We start from the raw sequence: 16,053 nt of genomic DNA, 5'->3' as shown, positions 1-16,053 counted from the left end.
TGCGGAGTCGCCAGTGGGAGCGAACTGCAGACAACTCGGTGCTTAAGGAGAGGCAACAGAGATCGGCTCCCACGACCGTGAAATGCCATGGCCGGAAAATGCTCCTGCCGTTCCGGCATTCCCGCCTTCCCTGGCGGTCAGACGGCATTTCCCGAGCCCTCAGGGGGCGAGCTTGTCTCGCCGTGACGAACGGTTGCAGCCTGACCGAACATCCAGTGAATGTTCGCAGTAGGCTGCAACGGTGAGTGTCATTTACCAGTGGCGTGTCGTGGGAGGTGGCTCTGTTTCCTCGAGTATCCAGTTTAACCTAGATCATATTTTTATTTAGTTTGGTATTACTTTGGTCGACGAATGTTCTCGTCGTGGTCTGGCCCCGCCCCGTGCGGGGTTTCTTTTGTTCGGCTCCCGAATATGGGAAACTAGCGCGCTACTTTTGGAGGATTGATGCGCACCCTGACGCTGATACTGCTCGCCCTGTTAGGCGCCCTGCAATACCACCTGTGGTGGGGCAAGAACGGCCTGGCCGAATATAACGAAGCAAAGGCCAATGTCGCCCGCCAGGTGACCGATAACGAACAGCTGGTTGCCCGTAACGCCTTGCTGTACCGGGAGATCGAGGATCTCAACAAGGGGCTGGCGGCGGTGGAAGAGCTGGCACGAAACGACCTCGGCATGATCAAGCCCGGAGAAACCTTTTACCGCCTGCTGTTGGCGGAAGAACCATCACCATGATACCTGACCTGTCTTTTACCGCCGTGGTGCCCGCGGCCGGGATCGGTAGCCGCATGGCGGCCGACATACCCAAGCAATACCTGCCGCTGGGTGGCAGCACCGTGCTGGAACAGACCCTGGCACGCCTGCTGGATCACCCGGCCATCGCCCGTATCATCGTGGCCACTGCCGAGCAGGACCCCTGGTTTGAAAATCTGGATATCGCCCGGCATCCTCGGGTGTTGCGGGTCATCGGTGGGCGCGAACGGGCCGATTCTGTGCTCAATGCGCTGGCTCAGGTAAAAACCGACTGGGTGCTGGTACACGATGCGGCCCGGCCCTGTCTGCACAGAGTCGATCTCGATGCGGTATTGGCGGCGGGTCGGCAACCTCACGGCGGCCTGTTGGCCTGCCGGGTGCGCGACACCATGAAGCGGGGTGATGGCCAGGGCGCCATCAGTACCAGCGTGTCCAGGGATGAACTCTGGCACGCCCTGACGCCCCAATGCTTTGCCACTGAGCCACTGCAACAGGCTCTGAGCGCGTCCCTGGCGGCCGGCGCTATCATCACCGACGAAGCCTCGGCCATGGAGTGGGCCGGTTTTCATCCTCGACTGGTGGAAGGGCGTGCCGACAATATCAAGATAACCCGCCCGGAAGACCTTGGCCTGGCGGGCTTTTTTCTGCAGCAGATGAGCGAGAGCAAGATATGATGCGAATCGGGCACGGTTTCGACGTGCACAAGTTTGGTGGTCAGGGTCCCTGTATCCTGGCCGGCGTGGCGGTGCCTTATACACAAGGGCTGTTGGCCCATTCCGATGGTGACGTGGTGCTGCACGCCCTGAGCGATGCCCTGCTCGGTGCCATCGGCGCCGGCGATATCGGCCGCCACTTCCCGGATACCGATGCGGCCTATGCCGGTATAGACAGCCGTATACTGCTGCGCGACGTGTTCGAACGGGTCATGCAGGCCGGCTTTACACTTGGCAATGCGGATATTACCGTACTGGCCCAGGCGCCCAAACTGGCGCCTTTCATCGGGGACATGGTGGCCAATATCGCCGCCGATCTGCACGCGGATCCCACCCTCATCAACGTCAAGGCCACCACCACCGAGCAGCTCGGTTTTGTGGGCCGTAAAGAAGGCATAGCGGCAGAAGCCGTAGTGCTGCTGGTAAAAGCATGAACAACTGGCATTATCTGCACGGACAACCCGAATACCGCGGCCGCCTGAAGGCGGCACCGGAAGATTTTATCGTACGCGAAGACTTAGGGTTTGGCCCCGGCGGCGAGGGTGAGCATATACTGCTGCATATTCGCAAGCGCGGCCAGAATACTCAGTGGGTGGCGCGCGAGCTGTCTCGGCTGGCGGGTGTGACTCAGCGGGAAGTAACCTGGGCCGGACTCAAGGACCGGCATGCGGTGACCGAACAGTGGTTCGGGGTGCATTTGCCAGGCAAGGAGATGCCGGACTTTTCGAGCCTCGAAAACGACGACGTGCAGATTCTGGCCGTCGCCCGCCATAACAAGAAACTGAAAACCGGCGCCCTCAAGGGCAACTGGTTCGAGCTCAGGATCACCGAGCTGGAAGGGCAAGGAGATCTGGAGTCCCGCTTGACCGCCATTGCCGAACGCGGTGTACCCAATTATTACGGGGACCAGCGTTTTGGCCGTGAGTTCGGTAACCTGGATCAGGCCAGGGCCATGTTCAACGGTCGTCGTGTCAAAGACCGCAATAAGCGATCCCTTTATCTGTCTTCTGCCCGCAGTTACCTGTTCAACCTGGCGGCCAGCCACCGACTGGCTGCTGGTCTCGGTGAGCAGTTGCTGGACGGCGACTGTGTGATGCTGTCGGGCACCCAGTCTTTCTTCACCCTGGGAGAAGACAATCCGCTGGACGACGCCATGCAGGCCCGTTTTGACGAAGGCGATGTACGCCTGAGCGCCCCGCTGTGGGGCCGGGGGCGGCTGGCGAGCAGTGGTAAACCCGGCGAGTTGGAACAGGCGGCGATCGCCGGACAGGAAGACTTGTGTGAGGGGCTGGAAGCTAACGGCCTGAAGCAGGAACGGCGGCCTTTGCTGCTTATCCCCAGGCAGATGAGTTGGAATAGGGAAGGCGACAGCCTGACGCTGTCGTTCTGGTTACCGGCAGGAAGCTATGCCACCAGCCTGGTGCGGGAATTAGTCAAGGATAATGGAATCGATGAAAATACTGGTGAGTAATGATGATGGTGTGAATGCCTTGGGCATTCGTACCCTGAGCCGGGCGCTGGCGGAATTTGCCGAGGTGGTGACGGTGGCGCCTGACCGTAATCGCAGCGGGGCGAGCCATTCCCTGACGCTGGAAGTGCCCTTGCGGGCCGACAAGCTGGATGACAGCGGCTTCTATTCGGTCAAGGGCACGCCCACCGATTGCGTGCACTGGGCGGTGAACAGCCTGCTCGATCCGGACCCCGATATGGTAGTGGCCGGTATCAACCACGGTGCCAACCTGGGCGACGACGTGCTCTACTCCGGCACGGTCGCGGCGGCTACCGAAGGGCGTCACCTGGGCTTGCCCTCGGTGGCGGTGTCACTGTGTGGCGATCGGTATTTCGAAACCGCAGCTCATTATGCCAGCCTGCTGGTGCAGGGGTTGTTGCGGGCGCCGTTGTCGTCCAATCAGATCCTGAATGTGAATGTGCCCGACTTGCCCCTGGAAGAAATTCGGGGTATCAAAGTGACTCGATTGGGTAATCGCCATCGCTGTGATGCCGTGCTAAAAGAGTACGACCCTCGTGGTCGGCCCATTTACTGGATTGGGCCTCCGGGCGCCATCCAGGATGCGGGCGAAGGCACCGACTTTGATGCGGTGGAGCGGGGCTATGTTTCCATAACCCCATTGACCATAGATATGACGGCTTATGCGCAGATGGCGGCGCTGGCCAGCTGGATTAAAGAAGTGGAGTAACGGGTGCTCACGTTAGCGGGACAGCAACTCTATCGCTTGTTGCTACAGCAGGGCATCAGGGACGAACGGGTATTGCAGGCCATTGCCGGCCTGCCAAGAGCCCAGTTTGTCGACGAGGCCATGGCCCACAAGGCCTGGGAAAACAGTGCTTTGCCTATCGGTTTTGGCCAGACCATTTCTCAGCCCTATATCGTCGCGCGCATGACGGAGGAGGTGCTGGCCCAGAATCCAAAGCGGGTGCTGGAGGTGGGCACTGGGTCGGGCTTTCAGACCGCAGTGCTGGCGCAACTGGTGGAGCAGGTTTTTACCGTTGAGCGGATTAAGTCGCTGCAATATCAGGCCCGGCGCCGGTTGCAGCGGCTGGATTTGCACAATGTCTCGACCAAGCATGGCGATGGCTGGCTGGGCTGGGCCAGCAAGGCGCCCTTCGACGCCATTATGGTGACGGCGGCGGCGCAGGAAACCCCCCAGGCGCTGTTGTCACAACTGGCTGATGGCGGGCGCATGGTGATCCCGGTGGGGCAGAGTCAGCAGTCACTGTGGCTCTATCAACGTCATGGTGATCAATTTTCTCGTACCGAGCTGGAATCGGTGCGTTTTGTACCTTTGGTGAAGGGTGATCTTGAGTGAAGATTTTTTCTCGGTTGTATCGGCAGGTCATGATGTGGGCCGTACACCGGCATGCGCCGGTTTATTTGTCTTTGAACAGTTTTGCCGAGTCCATTTTCTGGCCGGTGCCGGTGGATGTGATGCTGGCGCCCATGGCGTTGTCCAAGCCGGAGCGAGCCTGGCATTATGCCGCCCTCGCCACTTTCTTCTCGGTGCTGGGCGCGGCCTTCGGTTACCTGCTGGGTTATGCCCTGTGGGAGCCGGTGGTGCAGCCCTTTATCGCGACCATGGGTTATGAAGGCAAGATGGCGATCGCCCAGCAGTGGTTTGATGACTGGGGCATCTGGGTCATCTTCATTGCCAGCTTTACCCCTATTCCTTACAAGGTCTTTACGGTCACGGCTGGCCTGCTGCAGATGGCCTTCCTTCCCTTTCTGCTGATTTCCCTGGTAGGGCGGGGCCTGCGCTTCTTCCTGGTATCGGGCCTGATGGTCTGGGGCGGAGTCAGAATGGAAGCCAGGCTGATCCGATATATCGATATCCTCGGCTGGCTCTGCCTGGCGGCTGCGGTGGTGGCCTATCTGTTGCTGAAGCAGTGAAGCACTGATGCAACGGCGGAGCGATACATTCAGACTGGCGTGTTTCAACCTGATGTTGATCACCCTGTTGACGGCCTGCTCCGCCTCTCGTCCGGCGCCGGTGGTGGGGGTGCATGCCCGTGGCCAGATCAAGGCCGATGGCCGCCATTATGTGGTAGCCAAGGGCGATACCCTGTATTCCATCGCCTGGCAGGCCGGTACCGATGTGCCGACCCTGGCACGACATAACCGGATTCCGGCACCTTACTCTATTTATCCCGGTCAGACCCTACGGCTGGATGTTCCCGGCGCCACTCGTGTGGTATATCGGGTTCGCCGGGGTGATACCCTCAGTATCATTGCACACAACACCGGCCATTCGGTAGCCGACTTGGCGACGCTGAATGGCCTCAAACCCCCTTATCGTATTTATGTCGGTCAGCCGTTGAACCTGCGCGCGCACAGCGCCACCGCCGATGAAGGGCAAGTTTCATCCTCCGCCGTACCTCGTACGGGACCGGGAAAGACCCGGATAAACCCGAGCAGAACAGCTGGTACGAGCACTCCGGCAAAAGCAACCAAGCCACTTGCACCCGCTCCGGGAAAAGCATACGCTGGGTCTGGAGTACAAAAAAACGCCGCTGTCAATGCAACCATTGGCTGGCAATGGCCAACCGCAGGCCCGGTTATAACCGGGTTTTCGCTGGCCGAAACCGGTAATAAAGGAATTGATATCAGAGGCAGCAGGGGCCAGGCCATCAAGGCGGCCGCTGCGGGCAAGGTTGTTTACGCAGGGAATGCGCTACGTGGTTACGGCAATCTTATCATCATCAAACACAATGATGATTACTTGTCTGCCTACGCTCACAATGAAGTGCTCCGGGTAAAGGAGCAACAATCGGTGAGTGTCGGTCAGCACATAGCGGATATGGGCAGCAGTGATACCACAGATGTGCGATTGCATTTCGAAATCCGGTATCAGGGATCTTCGGTTAATCCGATGAAATATCTGCCAAAGCGATAGATTCCGGGAAACAGGTAGTACCCGGATTAAGGGAGAACTGCCATGAGCCATAGTAAAAAAGCAAGCCACCAGGATGAGGTGGATTTGAATACCGATGCTGAACAGGATGTGATCACCGGTAGCGATGAAAAGGAAAGTATTCAGGAAGAAGAAATCCTCAAGGTACCCAGCGCTCGCACGCTGGATGTTACCCAGCTTTATCTGGGAGAAATCGGCTTTTCCCCCCTGCTGACGGCAGAGGAAGAAGTGCTCTATTCTCGCCGCGCCCTGCGCGGTGATCTGATCGCTCGCAAGCGGATGATTGAGTCCAACCTGCGGCTAGTGGTCAAGATATCCCGCCGTTACAACAACAGGGGCCTGGCGCTGCTGGACTTGATTGAAGAGGGTAACCTCGGCCTGATCCGCGCCGTCGAGAAATTCGATCCCGAGCGGGGTTTCCGTTTCTCGACCTATGCCACCTGGTGGATCCGTCAGACCATAGAGCGGGCCATCATGAACCAGACCCGCACCATTCGTCTGCCCATTCATGTGGTCAAGGAACTCAACGTTTATCTGCGTACCGCCCGTGAGCTGGCCCATCGTCTCGATCATGAACCTACCGCCGAAGAAATAGCCGGAGCCCTCGACAAGCCGGTGGCAGACGTTTCTCGCATGCTCAAGCTGAACGAAAAAATCAGTTCGGTCGACACCCCCATCGGTGGTGATGGCGACAAGGCACTGCTTGATGTGATCACCGACGAAAATGATCTAGATCCGGAAACCGAAATTCAGGACGACGACATTCGTATGAGCCTGGTTCGCTGGCTGGAAGAACTCAATCCCAAGCAGCGGGAAGTGCTGGCCCGTCGTTTCGGCCTACTCGGCTACGAGGCTTCAACGCTGGAAGATGTGGGCAGAGAGATAGGTCTGACCCGGGAGCGGGTACGGCAGATACAGGTGGAAGCCCTGCGTCGGCTGAAGGAAGTGCTCACCCAGCAGGGGCTGTCGATAGACACCCTGTTCTACAGCGATTAATCACCGAAGAGCAGACGTAAGCCTGTCTCTTAGCCACAGATCAATTTGCGGAATAAAGAGGCAACAGGGTTGCCTCCTCCGACACGCTGCAAGCACATCCCTGTGACGCTCAGCAAATACCATCCCTGGCATTTGACGGTCGGCTGAGGCAATCCCTGTAGCCTTTTCTTGACTCCCGAGTTAGCTGTTGGCATCACAAACAGGCGACGTCGGAGCTTCAGGAGGACAAAGGGATCTGCTCAGCCGACCTTCCGTTTCAGGGACGAAACGGAGAGCGTACATGGATGTATTCATAGCGAGTCGGCAGAGCTGGCCCTTTGTCCGAAGTGCAACTGCTTACCGCTCTGTTTGACGCGCCTGTTTCAGTTGATACAGCAGTGCCAGTGCCTGGCGTGGGCTGAGTTCGTCCGGATCCAGTTCATCGAGCATCATCAGTGCAGGATCCGGCTCCGCTTCTGTTTCGAACAGGGGCAGCGACGGCTGCAGGGCTTCGTCATCCGGCTGCCGGGACAGGGCCTTTTTCACCTCTCTTGCCGGTAGCGTCTGCCCGCTTTCCAGCTCGGCCAGTTTCTGGCGGGCCAGGGTCAGTACCGCTTTCGGCACGCCCGCCAGGGCGGCCACCTGCAAGCCGTAAGAGCGGCTGGCCGCGCCTTCCTGTACCGCATGCATGAAGGCGATGGTGTCTTCATGCTCTACCGCATCCAGGTGCACGTTAACCACCTCGGACCACAAGCCCGCCAGCTCGGTCAGCTCGAAGTAATGAGTGGCGAACAGGGTGTAGGCATGCAGCCGATTGGCCAATGCGTCGGCGCAGGACCAGGCCAGGGCCAGACCGTCGTAGGTGCTGGTGCCCCGGCCAATTTCATCCATCAGCACCAGGCTGTGGCGGCTGGCGTTGTTGAGGATATTGGCGGTTTCGGTCATCTCCACCATGAAGGTCGAACGGCCCGAAGCCAGGTCGTCCGAGGCACCGATACGGGTGAAAATACGGTCAACCTTGCCGATACGGGCGCGCTGGGCCGGCACGAAAGAGCCGATGTAAGCCATCAGCACGATCAGCGCCGTTTGCCGCATATAGGTGGATTTACCCCCCATGTTCGGCCCGGTGATCACCAGCATCTTGCGCTGCTCCGACATCAGCAGCGGGTTGGCGATAAAGGGCTCGCTCATTACCTGCTCCACCACCGGATGGCGACCCTCTTCTATGTCGATCACCTCGTCGCCGGTCAGTTGTGGGCGGCAGTAATTCAGGCTTTCGGCCCGCTCGGCCAGGTTGGCGAACACATCCAGCTGGGCCAGGGCGATGGCGCTGTGTTGCAGCGGCTGTAGTTGTTCCAGCAAGCGGTCCAGCAGCGCCTCGTAGAGTTTTTTTTCCAGCGCCAAGCCCTTGCTTTGGGCGTTGAGCACCTTGTCTTCGTATTCCTTCAGCTCGGGAATAATGTAGCGTTCGTTGTTCTTCAGGGTCTGGCGGCGCACATAGTGCATCGGCACCAGATGGGCGCTGGCCCGGCTGACTTCGATATAAAAACCGTGCACCCGGTTGTAGGCCACCTTGAGAGTGCTGATACCGGTAGCGGCTTTTTCCCGGGCTTCCAGCTCCTCCAGATAACGGTGGGCACCGGCGGCCAGCTCGCGAAGCTCGTCCAGCTCTGGGCTGAAGCCATCGCGAATGACGCCGCCGTCGCGGATCAGTACCGGTGGGGTATCGACCACTGCCTGCTCCAGCAGCTCGGCCAGCTCCGGAAATTGGCCGATGCGAGCGGCCAGGGCGTCCAGGCAGGAAGGGGTAGTGTCACCCAGCTGTTGCTGGATCTCGGGCTGCGCTTGCAGCGCGGCGCGCAGCCGGCTCAGATCCCGGGGGCGGCCGAGCGCAGCGCCAGTCGCGCCAGCACCCGCTCCATATCCCCGACCTGACGCAGCAGCGGGCGCACGTCTTCATGGCGGCCCTGCTCCATCAGCAGGGCAATTACATCCTGACGCCGGTTGAGTTCTTCGATATCGCGGCTGGGCTGGTGGATCCAGCGCTTGAGCAGGCGGCTGCCCATGGGGGTGGTGGTGTTGTCCAGCACCTCTGCCAGGGTATTTTCCATGGTGCCGGACAGGTTCAGGGTCAGTTCCAGGTTGCGGCGGGTGGCGGCATCCATGATCACCATGTCCTGACTGCGCTCCAGACTCACGCTGCTTATATGGGGCAGGGCGGTGCGCTGGGTGTCTTTTACATATTGCAGCAGGCAACCGGCGGCGCAAAGTGCCGTGGTCGACTGTTCGACGCCGAAACCCACCAGATCCCGGGTGCCGAACTGCTGGCACAGCAGATGACGGGCGGTGCCCAGATCGAACTCCCATTCCGGCCGGCGACGCAGCCCCTTGCGTTGCTCGATAAGCGGATACCAGTGAAAGCCTTCCGGATACAGCAGTTCGGCGGGCTGGGTGCGCTGTAGCTCGGCGACCAGCGCCTCTTCGGTGTCGAACTGGTTAAGCACGAAGCGGCCGGTACTGACATCTATGATGCCGTAACCGAACTGCTGGCCATCGTGATACACAGCCGCCAGGCAGTTGTCCTGACGGTCGGCCAGCAGCGCCTCGTCTGACAGGGTGCCGGGGGTAATAATACGTACCACCTGGCGCTCCACCGGTCCCTTGCTGGTGGCCGGGTCGCCAATCTGTTCGCAAATGGCCACCGACTCGCCCATCTGTACCAGCCGCGCCAGATAGTTTTCCGCCGCATGATGGGGCACCCCCGCCATGGGAATGGCGTTGCCGCCGGACTTGCCGCGCTTGGTCAGGGAAATATCCAGCAGGCGCGAGGCCTTCCTGGCATCATCAAAGAACAGCTCATAAAAATCGCCCATGCGGTAGAACAGCAGTATGTCCGGATGCTGTGCCTTCAGTGCCAGATATTGCTGCATCATGGGGGTATGTTGGGTGTTGTCTTGATTCATAGCTAAATCAATACCTTATATCTTTATGAGACTGTTTCTGGAAACGGTGAGGCGAGCGAGGGCGGACCCGCTGCCGGGGCGGGATCATACCAGCATATTGCCCTGAACACATGACCCGGGAAGGCGATGGGGACGGATGGCGGTGACACCCCAAGGCATGGCTCAATGAGCTTGAAGGTCGGATTATCAGCTAGATAAAGAGTGACGCTATTGGCGCGGGTGATGAGGGGGGCGTGCTGAATTAGAAAAGGCGGCCCGAACGATGTTTTACCGGCGTTCAGGCTCCCTTCAGGTTTGCTGTTGTCAGATCAGAGCATCAACGAACAAGGGCGATGCTTTCTTTAGATGAAAGCGTAGTCCTTTAGAGCTGGATAAATCAGGGCTGGGCGGCGTAGGCCACGATTTCGCAGAGCATTTCTTCCCGGGCCAGACCGGCGACGATCATTGCCGCGCGGTTGGGGTAGGGGGCTTCAAAGTACTCGGCATAGACCTTGTTGAATACCGGCAGCTGGTCGCGGGCGGTGACGTAGATCAGCACCTGGGTCACGTCCGCCATGGTCAGGCCTGCTGCTTCCACCGTGTGTTTGAAGTTGTTCATGGTCTGGCGGGCCTGGGCCTCGATGCCGCCGTCAACCACCTTGCCTTCGGCATCGATGGGGATCTGGGCGGTATAAAACTGACCATTGGCCATTACGGCCCATTCCAGCGGCGCCTTGGAAGCGAAGAGTTCGGTTTTTACGGCTGTTTTCATCGATTGTTCCTTTACTTGATGCAGTGAAAAAAGAGCGGCTATTGCCGCTCAAAAGAGGTTGCACCGGACAATGCTCGGTGCCGGCAGCGGCTTAGAGCCCCTGTTCCGCCGCCATTTTTTTAATGATTTGCGGCGCCGTCCACAGAGTGGGCAGCAACACCAGCGACACAGGTACCGCCGTGACCACGATGAAGGACTGCAGGGCGGTGATACCGCCGGAGCCAATGGAAATCAGGATGGCGGCGACCACCCCCATCATGATGCCCCAGAACACCCGTACACCCGCATGAGGATGGTCGGAGCCGGTCATTACCATGGATACCGCAAAGGTCATGGAGTCACCGGTGGTGGCGACGAAGATAGTGGTCAGTATCATGAACAGTACCGAGATGATAAAGCCGAAGGGCAGTTGCTCGGTAATGGCCAGCAATGCCGCAGGCAGGTTGAAACCGGTGAAAGGACCGGAGACACTGCCGGGGTTGGACAGCTCGAAGGCCAGGCCGCTACCCCCCATGATGGTGAACCAGAAGCAGGTGATCATGGGTGCTACGAGGGAAATCAGCACTATCACCTGACGTACGGTGCGACCGCGGGAAATACGCGCCACAAACATCGCCATCAGCGGGCCATAACCCAGGAACCAGCCCCAGAAGAATACCGTCCACCAGTCCAGCCATGCAGGATCGGCGCGGAAGGTGGCCATCGGGATGAAGTTGTTCAGATAGATGCCAAAGGCATGCAGGTAGGTATTAACGATAAAGGCGGTCGGACCGAACAACAGGATAAACAGCATCAAAAAGGCGGCCAGCACCACATTGATGTTACTCAGGATCTGAATGCCGCGGGTTACACCACTTACCGCCGACAGGGTATAGATGCAGATCAGACCGACCAGAATGGCGACCTGGGTGCTGTAGACATCGGGAATGCCGAACAGTTTTTCCAGACCGAAGCTGACCTGCAGACCCAAGAAGCCGATGGGGCCCACGGTACCGGCGACCACCGCCAGTACGCAGCAGGCATCGACCAGGGATCCGAACCAGCCTTTCATCACCTTGTCGCCAAACACCGGATACAGCAGGGTGCGCGGCTTCAGCGGCAGTCCCTTGTCGTAATGCAGGTGCATGAACACGATGCCGGTCAGGCCGCCGAGAATGGCCCAGGCCAGAAAGCCCCAGTGCATGAAGCTCTGGGCCATGGCGTTGATGGCCATGTTCATCTTGTCGGTCTCGCCGGCATACATGGGAGGGGGTGACATGAAGTGTGCCATGGGCTCGGCGGCAGCCCAGAAGACCCCGCCTCCGGCCAGCAGGGTACACATGATGATCGACATCCACTGAAAGGTGGACATCTCGGGCTTGCTCAGATTACCCAGGCGAACATGGCCGCCACGGCCCACGGCCATGACCAGGCCTATCAGAAAGGTCATCAGCAGCAGCACCTGCCAGTAGGCGCCGAACAGTCGGGTCGAGACCGCAAAGGCGCTATTGACCCAGGTCGAGACCAGCTCGATGTCATACAGTGCCATTACCACGAACAGCAGCAGGGCGCCGCCGCTGAGCAGAAACACCGGTATATCGAGACCGGTGAAAAAGCCGGATGGGGCTTTGATGTCCTTATCTTTGTCCATGGCCAGGGTTGCCTCTGTTTTATTGCTCATGTTCGCCTCCATTATGGAACATCTGAACGGGGGAGCCATGGCTCCCCCGTCATCCTTATCGAGCGATGGCCTGCGGCTGCAGGCCATCATCCAGGAAGTTGAGCCAGTTCAGGCCCATGATTTTGGCCACGTCTTCCTGGCTGAAGCCCCGGGCAAGCAGACCCTGGGTCAGGTTGGGGAAGTCGCGGCTGTCGCGGAACCAGGACAGCGGGCGCGGCCAGTCGGCATTGGAGCTGGAGCCCTCACCGTAATCCATGGCCTTGGACCAGCGACCGTTGCGCATCCATTCCAGCACCGACAGCGGCTGGTTCTGACACAGGTCGGTGCCAATGCCCAGCCGGTCAACGCCCATCAGCTCGGCGGTGTCGGCAATCATGTCGCAGTACTCTTCCAGGGTACAGTCGGGGCCGTTCTTCAGGTGGAAGGGATAGGCACTGAAACCCAGCAGACCGCCGGACTCGGCCAGTGCCTTCAGCACCGCATCCGACTTGTTGCGCTTGGCGTCGTGAAAGCTCAGAGGGTTGGCGTGAGAGATCACTATGGGACGCTCGGAGATTTCGATCGCCTCCAGGGTGCTGCGCTCGGCGCTGTGGCTCATGTCCACCACCATGCCGACCCGGTTCATTTCCTTGATCACCTGACGACCGAAGCGGGTTACCCCGCTGTCGACCGCTTCGTAGCAGCCGCAGGCCAGCAGGCTCTGGTTATTATAGGTCAGCTGCATGATCATCAGGTTCAGATCACGCATCACCTCGACCATGCCGATATCATCTTCGATAGGGGAGCAGTTCTGCGCCCCGAACATGACACCGACCTTGCCTTCGGCCTTGGCACGCCGAATATCGGCGGCGCTGCGTACCGGCATGATGAGATCGCCGTGCTGCTCGAACTGACGATTCCACTCGGCAACGCGCATCAGGGTTTCGCGAATCTGTTCGTGGTAGACGATGGTGGCGTGCACCATGGTGACCCCGCCTTCGTGCAGCTGTTCGAAAATCTCACGGTTCCAGTTGGAATACTGGAGACCGTCGATCACTATCATGTCGTTATGCAATTCTCTGCTCATGGCCCCGTCCCCGTTACGCGCGGATGTAGGTGGTTTTCACGATGGTGTAGAATTCCTTGGCGTAGGTACCCTGTTCACGAGGGCCGAAGCTGGAATCTTTACGACCGCCGAACGGCACATGGTAATCGGTACCGGCCGTCGGCAGGTTGACCATGACACAGCCGGTCTTGGCGTTGCGTTTGAAGTCGGTGGCGTATTTCAGCGACTCGGTGCAGATGCCGCCGGTCAGGCCGAAGTTGGTGTCGTTCAGGGTCGCCAGTGCTTCGGCGTAATCCTTCACCTTGATGACGCAGGCGATGGGTGCGAAGGCTTCTTCCCGGTTGATGGTCATGTCGTTGGTGGTGTCGGTGAACAGCGCCGGCTGCATGTAGTAGCCTTCGGTGTCTTCGGTGATTACTTCACCGCCATAGACCAGCTTGCCGCCTTCGCTCTTGGCCAGTTCCAGGTATTTCAGGTTGGACTCCATCTGGCGGGCATCGGCCACGGCACCGATGTGCACGCCTTCCTTCAGCGGGTTACCGACTACCAGCTTCTTCATGCGTTCGATTACGGCGGCGACGAAGCGGTCGTGAATGCCTTCGGTGACGATCAGGCGGGAAGATGCAGTACACTTTTGACCGGTGCCGCCGTAGGCGCCGCCCACTGCACACTCGACCGCGTTGTCCAGATCCGCATCATCCAGCACCACCAGGGCGTTCTTGCTGCCCATTTCCAGCTGGCACTTGACCAGATTGACAGCGGTGGCCGCGGCAACCTTGCGACCGGTTTCCAGCGAGCCGGTAAAGGTCAGGGCATTGATATCGCGGGAGTTGATCAGCACATCACCGACCTCTGCACCGGGTCCCATGACCAGGTTGAAGGTACCGGCAGGCAGGTTCTGGCGCGAGATGATCTCGGTCAGCGCCCAGGCAGAGGCGGGCACCTGATTGGCCGGCTTCCACACCACGGCATTGCCGAAGGCCAGGGCCGGGGCAATTTTCCAGGCGCCGGTAGCGGTCGGGAAGTTCCAGGGAGTGATGATGCCGACCACACCGACGGGCTCGCGGCGGGTTTCGATTTCGACGCCGGGGCGCACGGAATCGGCGGTTTCGCCCATCTGGCGCAGCACTTCGGCGGCGTAGTAGTGGAAGAACTGACCGGAACGGTAGACTTCACCGGCGCCTTCGGCCAGGGTCTTGCCTTCTTCACGGGCGAGGATCCGGCCCAATTCGTCTTTGCGGGCGATGAGTTCGTCACCGATGGCCATCAGCACGGCGTAGCGCTGTTCCAGACCGCTTTTCTGCCATTCCAGCTGGCCGTTAACGGCGGCGGCGATGGCGGCTTTGGTCTGGGCGGCATCGGCCTGGGCGTAGTGACCTATTACATCGCTGAGGTCGGAAGGGCTGACGTTGGCAATTGAGCTTGAACCTTCAACCCACTCACCGGCAATGTAGTTGTGAAATACTGAAACAGACATAATAGATCTCCTATACCAAGTTGGATTCATGATAGGAGCTGTGATTTAATAATAAAAATTAATAAATAATATTGATTGATAAGGAAGACTTATCTTGTTGCCGGAGTTCAAGATCACACAGCTGCGTCACTTCGTCTGGGTTGCCGAGTTGAAAGGCTTTCACGTTGCTGCCGAAAAGGCACACCGGACCCAGCCGGCCATCTCTCTTTCTATTCGCGATCTGGAAAACAAGCTGGGCGAGTCGCTGTTCGAGAAACGCAACAGCCGAGCCGCCAAGACCGAACTGACGCCTTTTGGCAAGCATTTTCTGCCCAGGGCCAAAGAGCTGATTGCCCATCATGACCGCATTGCCGAAGACATGACGCTGCTGGCCGAGCACAAGACCGGTCATTTGCGGCTGGCCTCGGTGCCGTCCATCGCCAGTCGCTTTCTACCCGAGCTGTTGATGAACTTTATCGGCGATAGTGAACTGTACGTCAGTGTGTTCGACGATAACTCGGGCGCCGTGCTGAAGATGGTGGAAAACCAGCAGGTAGATTTCGGTATCGCCAGCCTGTTCGACGAGCATGACCAGAGTGAAAAGCACTTTACCCCGGTGTGGGAAGATAAATTAGGCGTGGTGTGTCCCCATGACCACCCATTGGCCAGCCACAGCGAGTTGCATTGGCAGGCGTTGCAGCAATATCGATTAATCAGTAATGGCACTTCTCGTTTGCTGGAGGGCAGTGAGGCGGAGTCGCTATTGGCCCACTCTCAATACTATATTTCCAACATGATCTCGTTGGTTGCCATGTTGGAGGCGGGCTTTGGCGTGACCACGCTACCCTGGTATGCCTTTCCAAAAGACAACTCTCGACTCACCTTTATTCCCCTGCACACTCCGGTGATCACGCGGCGCATCGGTATCATTCGGCTGAATAACAAGTCGTTGACCCCACCGGCTCAGGCGCTGGTCGATTTCATCCTGGCCAGTCGACCAGACTGAATCGCTAATCCCTGCCGGGCTCCCCGCCCTGCCGGGCTCCCCGCCCTGCCGGGCTCCCCGCCCGGCAGGAGAGCATCTTCATAACCAGCCAGCCTCTCATTTTTGTTAATTATTTTCACTGATAAAACAGTCGGCTATTTACATGATCATCAGGATTTATGCGCCCCGTTAGCACCTTGATAAACTTTTCTTATCAATTGATATATCCATTTAACTTGTCTGGTTTTATCGCTTTGTCCGATGATGCGCTCCATGAGGCAGGAAGTAGGCCGATCATTCGAAACAAAAATCCGATGCCGTCTTCTCT

General features: G+C 58.6%; 14 protein-coding genes and 1 pseudogene. 10 read left to right on the top strand and 5 right to left on the bottom strand.

The annotated features are described in order from the left end of the window. Positions 1 to 444: 444 nt before the first annotated feature. The 9 genes from ftsB to rpoS are packed head-to-tail and all read left to right on the top strand — an operon-like array spanning position 445 to position 6,886. The gene (gene ftsB / locus UN63_RS08940; RefSeq protein WP_104486422.1) at positions 445 to 732 is read left to right on the top strand and encodes a cell division protein FtsB; all 288 of its coding nucleotides are present in this window, start codon (positions 445 to 447) and stop codon (positions 730 to 732) included. After that, positions 732 to 1,424 carry a 2-C-methyl-D-erythritol 4-phosphate cytidylyltransferase gene (gene ispD / locus UN63_RS08935; RefSeq protein WP_373294510.1) on the top strand — a complete coding sequence of 231 codons (693 nt, stop codon included), beginning with the start codon at positions 732 to 734 and terminating at the stop codon, positions 1,422 to 1,424. Before ftsB ends, ispD begins: the two co-directional genes overlap by 1 nt. Further along, positions 1,421 to 1,897 (top strand): 2-C-methyl-D-erythritol 2,4-cyclodiphosphate synthase, encoded by a 477-nt coding sequence (gene ispF, locus UN63_RS08930; protein ID WP_104486420.1) that lies wholly within the window; start codon positions 1,421 to 1,423, stop codon positions 1,895 to 1,897. The genes ispD and ispF overlap by 4 nt, the downstream gene beginning before the upstream one ends. Next, positions 1,894 to 2,934, top strand: coding sequence for a tRNA pseudouridine(13) synthase TruD (gene truD, locus UN63_RS08925; protein ID WP_104486419.1), 1,041 nt, complete (start codon positions 1,894 to 1,896; stop codon positions 2,932 to 2,934). Before ispF ends, truD begins: the two co-directional genes overlap by 4 nt. Further along, positions 2,915 to 3,661: a 5'/3'-nucleotidase SurE gene (gene surE / locus UN63_RS08920; RefSeq protein ID WP_104486418.1), complete on the top strand. Its 747-nt coding sequence runs from the start codon at positions 2,915 to 2,917 to the stop codon at positions 3,659 to 3,661. Before truD ends, surE begins: the two co-directional genes overlap by 20 nt. A gap of 3 nt (positions 3,662 to 3,664) precedes the next feature. After that, complete coding sequence (locus tag UN63_RS08915) at positions 3,665 to 4,291, top strand: protein-L-isoaspartate(D-aspartate) O-methyltransferase (RefSeq protein WP_104486417.1); 627 nt, start codon at positions 3,665 to 3,667, stop codon at positions 4,289 to 4,291. After that, entirely contained in the window at positions 4,288 to 4,869 is a 582-nt protein-coding gene (locus UN63_RS08910; RefSeq protein ID WP_104486416.1) for a YqaA family protein, read from the top strand. The genes UN63_RS08915 and UN63_RS08910 overlap by 4 nt, the downstream gene beginning before the upstream one ends. Positions 4,870 to 4,876: 7 nt before the next feature. After that, on the top strand, positions 4,877 to 5,872 hold the full coding sequence (locus UN63_RS08905; RefSeq protein WP_104486415.1) for a peptidoglycan DD-metalloendopeptidase family protein: 996 nt from the start codon (positions 4,877 to 4,879) through the stop codon (positions 5,870 to 5,872). A gap of 42 nt (positions 5,873 to 5,914) precedes the next feature. Then, complete coding sequence (gene rpoS, locus UN63_RS08900) at positions 5,915 to 6,886, top strand: RNA polymerase sigma factor RpoS (RefSeq protein WP_104486414.1); 972 nt, start codon at positions 5,915 to 5,917, stop codon at positions 6,884 to 6,886. A gap of 336 nt (positions 6,887 to 7,222) precedes the next feature. Here the strand turns inward: rpoS and mutS are convergent. From mutS to UN63_RS08875, 5 genes and pseudogenes are all read right to left on the bottom strand, one after another. Further along, a pseudogene (gene mutS / locus UN63_RS08895) lies at positions 7,223 to 9,828 on the bottom strand (DNA mismatch repair protein MutS). A 376-nt stretch (positions 9,829 to 10,204) separates the two neighbouring features. After that, a complete protein-coding gene (locus UN63_RS08890; RefSeq protein ID WP_104486413.1) occupies positions 10,205 to 10,579 on the bottom strand; it encodes a RidA family protein in 375 nt (124 codons plus the stop codon). Between the two features lie 91 nt (positions 10,580 to 10,670). Further along, a complete protein-coding gene (locus UN63_RS08885; protein WP_181068214.1) occupies positions 10,671 to 12,239 on the bottom strand; it encodes a BCCT family transporter in 1,569 nt (522 codons plus the stop codon). Positions 12,240 to 12,294: 55 nt separating this feature from the next. Then, positions 12,295 to 13,305, bottom strand: coding sequence for a dipeptidase (locus UN63_RS08880; protein ID WP_219821106.1), 1,011 nt, complete (start codon positions 13,303 to 13,305; stop codon positions 12,295 to 12,297). Positions 13,306 to 13,318: 13 nt separating this feature from the next. Further along, a complete protein-coding gene (locus UN63_RS08875; RefSeq protein WP_104486412.1) occupies positions 13,319 to 14,761 on the bottom strand; it encodes an aldehyde dehydrogenase family protein in 1,443 nt (480 codons plus the stop codon). A gap of 94 nt (positions 14,762 to 14,855) precedes the next feature. Between UN63_RS08875 and UN63_RS08870 the strand changes: the two genes are divergently transcribed. Further along, on the top strand, positions 14,856 to 15,746 hold the full coding sequence (locus tag UN63_RS08870) for a LysR family transcriptional regulator (RefSeq protein ID WP_104486411.1): 891 nt from the start codon (positions 14,856 to 14,858) through the stop codon (positions 15,744 to 15,746). The last annotated feature ends 307 nt before the right edge of the window (positions 15,747 to 16,053 follow it).

The organism is Oceanisphaera arctica (genome assembly GCF_002936955.1).
In the GTDB taxonomy this organism is placed as follows: domain Bacteria; phylum Pseudomonadota; class Gammaproteobacteria; order Enterobacterales; family Aeromonadaceae; genus Oceanimonas; species Oceanimonas arctica.
Note: the sequence above shows the minus strand (reverse complement) of the source record. Positions and strands in the feature narration are given on the sequence as shown.